General features: G+C 63.5%; 4 protein-coding genes and 2 pseudogenes. 4 read left to right on the top strand and 2 right to left on the bottom strand.

The window, feature by feature from the left end; genetic code table 11:
* Both EN994_RS16685 and EN994_RS16680 read left to right on the top strand, forming a co-directional pair.
* A pseudogene (locus EN994_RS16685) lies at positions 1-311 on the top strand (hypothetical protein); the annotation flags it as partial.
* Positions 312-480: 169 nt separating this feature from the next.
* On the top strand, positions 481-2,748 hold the full coding sequence (locus EN994_RS16680; RefSeq protein WP_063169020.1) for a transglycosylase domain-containing protein: 2,268 nt from the start codon (positions 481-483) through the stop codon (positions 2,746-2,748).
* Positions 2,749-2,757: 9 nt separating this feature from the next.
* On the opposite strand, the gene EN994_RS16675 is transcribed toward EN994_RS16680, so the two are convergent.
* The gene (locus EN994_RS16675) at positions 2,758-3,123 is read right to left on the bottom strand and encodes a nuclear transport factor 2 family protein (RefSeq protein WP_027161316.1); all 366 of its coding nucleotides are present in this window, start codon (positions 3,121-3,123) and stop codon (positions 2,758-2,760) included.
* Positions 3,124-3,284: 161 nt separating this feature from the next.
* On the opposite strand from EN994_RS16675, the gene EN994_RS16670 reads away from it, so the two are divergent.
* Entirely contained in the window at positions 3,285-4,037 is a 753-nt protein-coding gene (locus EN994_RS16670; protein WP_013529556.1) for an SDR family oxidoreductase, read from the top strand.
* Positions 4,038-4,050: 13 nt separating this feature from the next.
* On the opposite strand, the gene EN994_RS16665 is transcribed toward EN994_RS16670, so the two are convergent.
* On the bottom strand, positions 4,051-4,971 hold the full coding sequence (locus tag EN994_RS16665; RefSeq protein WP_013529557.1) for a zinc-binding dehydrogenase: 921 nt from the start codon (positions 4,969-4,971) through the stop codon (positions 4,051-4,053).
* A gap of 137 nt (positions 4,972-5,108) precedes the next feature.
* Between EN994_RS16665 and EN994_RS36875 the strand changes: the two are divergent.
* Positions 5,109-5,253: pseudogene (locus EN994_RS36875) on the top strand (AraC family transcriptional regulator); the annotation flags it as partial.

Below are 5,253 nucleotides of genomic sequence, written 5' to 3'. Positions count from 1 at the left end.
GCCTTTTGCGGCGACGGCTGGATTTCGCCCCGAGCTACAAGTTTCATATGGATTCCGGCGGCGGCAACTGGCCTGTGCTCTACAGGTCGATCGATCCGGCGCTGGTTCGATTCGCTGAAAACAAATCGCTTCGCTTCGGCGCCGGACATGATCAATCCGAGGATTTTTTCATGATGGTCGAGGGCTGGCTGCACGTCACGAACGCCTCGAACTGGAGGCGACAGCCGGTCGACAGGGGCGAACACATTGTCGCGCTGTTGCGGCAAGCCGGCGGTCCCGACCAGCCGGATGTGAAGTTCGAGCCCATCTGAACGAGACAGCGAACAGCGTGGCGTCAGTAACCTGCAAAGAGCAGACGCTGGCGTTTTTGGCTGCCCAACCCCAAGGCCGGCATTCGAACACGACTTAACCCGCCCTTAAATCGCCGCATCTACTCTTCAACCCGAACGCCATAGGCATCGGGGACATCAAGCACAGCGCATGGCGAACCGCAGAGACAGTCGCATCGAACCCAGTTTCGAGGGGCCGCCGCAGGCGCGGTCCTCGGCGGGTCTTTCGGTGAACGAGGAGGATCGCGTCGTGCCGAGCAATCGCAAAGCCTCCGCAAAACGCAAGCCGGCCAAAGGGAAATCGTCGCGGGTCAAGCGCGGCAGAAGCCGGCGCGGCCTGTTCGGCGTGCTCGGCCGGCTGTTCTACTGGTGCTTCGTGCTCGCCATCTGGGGCGGCATCGCCGTGGCCGGCATCGTCATCTACTACGGCGCCAAGATGCCGGCGGCGACGACCTGGTCGATTCCCGACCGCGCCCCCAACATCAAGATCGTCTCGGCAGATGGCCAATTGCTCGCCAATCGCGGCATGAGCGGCGGCGAGGCGGTCGGCCTGCACGAAATGTCGCCCTATATCCCGGAAGCCGTCATCGCCATCGAAGATCGGCGCTTCTACTCGCATTTCGGCATCGACCCGATCGGGCTTTCCCGCGCCATGGTCACCAATGTGCTTGGCGGGCATTTCTCGCAGGGTGGCTCGACGCTGACCCAGCAATTGGCCAAGAACCTGTTCCTGACACCCGACCGCACGCTGGAGCGCAAGGTGCAGGAAGTGCTGCTGGCGCTATGGCTGGAGCACAAGCACACCAAGGACCAGATCCTCGAAATGTACCTGAACCGGGTGTATTTCGGCTCTGGCGCCTATGGCGTCGAAGCCGCCTCGCGCCGCTATTTCGGCAAGAGCGCGCGCGACGTCACCCTGTCGGAAGCCGCATTGCTTGCCGGCCTGCTGAAGGCGCCGTCGCGGCTGTCCCCGGCACGCGATCCGAAGGCCGCCGAGGAGCGCTCGCAGCTGGTGCTTGCCGCCATGCGCGACGAGGGCAAGATCAGCGCCAAGGAACTGACCTCGGCGATGAGCGCGCCGGCAACGCGTGCGCCGTCCTATTGGACCGGCTCGGAGAATTACGTCGCCGATACCATCATGGAGGAACTGCCCGACCTGATCGGCGACGTACGCGGCGATATCGTCATCGACAGCACCGTCGACCTAAACCTGCAGAAGCTCGCCGAGCAATCGATCCGCAGGCTGATCGACGACAGCGGCAAGAAACTCAACGTCAGCCAGGGCGCCCTGGTGTCGATCGACGATTCCGGTGCGGTGCGCGCCATGGTCGGCGGCTACGACTATTCGACCAGCCAGTTCGACCGTGCTTCGGAGGCACGTCGCCAGCCGGGTTCGGCATTCAAGCCGTTCGTCTATATGGCCGCTCTTGAAGCCGGCCGCACGCCCGACAGCATCCGCAACGATGCGCCGATCAAGATCGGCAACTGGACGCCCGACAATTACGGCGGCAAGTATTTCGGCAAGGTGACGCTGGCCACTGCGCTGGCCAAGTCTCTGAACTCGGTGGCAGCGCAGCTGACCATGGAGGTCGGGCCGAACGCGGTTGTCGAGGCGGCGCACCGCATGGGCATCCAGTCCGACCTGACAGCCAACACCTCGATCGCGCTCGGCACTTCGGAAGTGACGCCGCTGGAGTTGACATCGGCCTATGTCCCCTTTGCCAATGGCGGCTACAAGCCCGACATCCATTTCATCCGGCGCGTGACGACCACCGAGGGCAAAGTGCTTTACGACAGCGGCGGCGGCAGCGCGCCGCGCGTCGTCAAGCCTGAGATCGTCGGCATGATGAACTCGATGATGACGGGCACGGTTGAGATCGGCACTGCCCGGAAAGCGGCTTTCGCCTGGCCATCGGCCGGCAAGACCGGCACCAGTCAGAATTCGCGCGACGCCTGGTTCGTCGGCTACACCGCCAATCTCACCACCGGTGTGTGGTTCGGCAATGATGATGGCAGCCCGATGAAGAAGGTCACCGGCGGCGCACTGCCGGCGCAGGCCTGGCACGAGTTCATGGTTGCGGCCCACGAAGGTGTGCCGGTGCGGCCGCTGCCCGGCACCTGGAAATCGACGCCGGGCGACACAATCGTCCCCGACGAGATACCCTCGGCGAACAACACGGCGCCGGTTCCGTCCACGTCGGTCGGCCAGCAGGCACCAGCGCGGCCAGCAGCGCCGGTTGCCCAAGCGCCAGCGCCGGTCCGCGCGGCTCGTCCCGCCCAAACCGTCGATGCCGATGGCCTTTCCATGCCGGGGGATGACGGCGCCACCGCGTCGATCAAGCACCCGGTGCCGCCAGGCGACGTTGGCGGCCCGCGCAAGAAGCGGCAGACCTCGATCCTCGACCTCCTTGGCGGCTGAGTAGACCTGCTAATTCGCCTTTGGTTTGGCGCTGCCCAGCTTCTTGCTGTCAAAGGTCAGTTTGTCGCTGTGAATTTTGCCGTCGCTGATGGTGAGGTGCTTGGCGCAGGAAAGCGCGCCGGACGACTCTGTCATCAAGTCATACATTAGCAGCGCCTGGTGGTCGTCTCCGAAGGCCGCGATCATGCGCACACCGGTCACATCCTGTGAAAGTTTGGTCAGGCCCTCGAGGTAGGGGGCCTTGCCAGTCGACTGTTGCATCGGCCCATCAAAAACGACGTCGTCGGCGACATAGGATGCTGCCTTTTCGAGGTCGTGTCCTGTCCACGCTTTGGTGAAGGCGGTGGCGATGTCGAGGGGTGCTGTCTGTGTCATGACTTTGTCCTGATAGATTGATTCAGAACCCCGCACCCTTTCCGCATTCAAGGACCAACGGCGAGCCGGCTTCCCGGTTCCTCCTTTGAGGTGAATGGTGACATTTCGGCCTCTCGCCACCTCGGCGGCGTTCGGCTACATCTGCCGGCTGGAGACCTGAAATGACTGAGCTCGACACCCGAAAGACCATCGTGCTGACCGGCGCTAGCCGCGGCATCGGCCACGCCACCGTCAAGCGTTTTTCGCGCGAGGGCTGGCGCGTCATCACCTGCTCCAGGCAGGCTTTCGCCGAGGACTGCCCGTGGCCGGCCGGGCCGGAAGACCACATCAAGGTCGATCTCGCCGATCAGGAGGATGTCGGCATCGCCGTCTCCGAAATTCGCCACCGGCTGGAAGCGCATGGCGGCCAGTTGCATGCGCTGGTCAACAATGCCGGCATTTCGCCGAAGCTCAAGGACGGCAACAGCCGCATGAATTCGATCGACACGCCGATGCATGTCTGGCGCGACGTGTTCCAGGTCAATTTCTTCGCGCCGATCATGCTGGCGCGCGGGCTGTTCAAGGAACTGGCGGCGGCCAAGGGCTCGATCGTCAACGTAACCTCGATCGCCGGAACCCGCGTGCATCCTTTCGCCGGCACGGCCTACGCGACATCGAAGGCGGCACTCGGCTCGCTGACGCGCGAGATGGCGCATGATTTCGGTCCGCACGGCATCCGCGTCAACGCGATTGCGCCGGGCGAAATCGATACCGCGATCCTGTCGCCGGGCACGGACAAGATCGTCGAGACCATTCCTCTCAGGCGCCTTGGCACCACGGCCGAAGTCGCCGACATCATCTTTTTCCTGTGCTCGCAGCAGGCGTCGTATGTGACTGGCTCGGAAATCCACATCAATGGCGGCCAGCACGTGTGACAAAACAGGATGCTCATCCTGTTATGGTGAGAACAGCCTTGCCGCTGAAGCTGCGCTGTCGCAGTGCGTCCAGCGCTTGAGCGACGTCTGTCCACGGCGCCGTCAAGGCCACGCGCGTTTCGAGCCGGCCGGCTGCGACCAGAGCGAGCAGTGAGGCGATGTCCTCGCCGATGCCTGGACCAGACGTGTAGTACGCAAAAGTCTGAAGCCTTGCCCCTTCATGATCCGGAACGAACTGGCGGAATCCGACGGGCGTCAGCTCGCCGCTGCTCGAACCGAACATGACGATGGTCCCGCCAGGTGCGATACGTTCGATCGCGCGTGCGAGGCTTTGGCCGCCGACCGACTCGGTGATCAGCGAGAACGGCCCCTCGGCCAGATCGATCGCTTCGACAACCTGCCGGGCTCCGAGGCCGCGGAGATCGTCGGCGTGCCGGGCCGCGGCGATTGCCGTCACCGAGGCGCCTTGCTCGCGGGCGATCTGGATCTGAAAACGGCCGACCGCTCCGCTTGCACCGGTGATCAAGACCTGCTGGCCGGCGAGGTCGCCGCCATGGCGTAGAGTCCTTAGTGCCGTCGTACCGGCGACAGGAAGTGTGGCTGCGGAAACGAAACTGACGTCATCCGGCAGGACGGCGAGACGGTCGATTGGGACTGCGATGCGTTCGGCCCAACCGGCCTCGTCGACCAAAGCAACAACCCGGGCGCCGACGGCTGGCCCGGAACCATCGGCTGCTCTTCGTTCGACAATCCCCGCGATGTCCTGGCCGGGTATCCAGCCCTCGGGGCGTATGGCAAGCAGGCGCAGTTCGCCCCGGTTCAACGAAGTTGCGTGGACAGAGACAAGCGCTTCGTTCGAAGCCGGTTGAGGCTCGGCGATGTCGGCGAGCCTCAACCCGGTCGCGCTTTCGGGAGAGATGACCAGGGCGAGCATGGCGTACCTTGTTGCTGGCTTGTCGGTGCCAGCTTGCTGTGGAAAGCACGGCAAGCTGAGTACGAGCCGGAGCTTATCGACTTTCGCTGTTAAAGAATTTAGCTATCATGGCGTTTAATCGCTAATAACAGTCAACCATGAGACAACCCCTCAGCTACCCCTGGCTCGATCTCGATGTGGATGACCCTGCCGCGCCGGCGATTGCCGTGCGCGTCGACATCCCCGACACCAGAGCGGAAGTCCCCGCCCATCGGCACCGCAAAGGCCAACTCGTCTTCGCAC

Origin of the sequence: Mesorhizobium sp. M7A.F.Ca.CA.002.09.1.1, from assembly GCF_003998555.1 — a bacterium.
Lineage (GTDB): Bacteria > Pseudomonadota > Alphaproteobacteria > Rhizobiales > Rhizobiaceae > Mesorhizobium > Mesorhizobium ciceri.
Note: the sequence above shows the minus strand (reverse complement) of the source record. Positions and strands in the feature narration are given on the sequence as shown.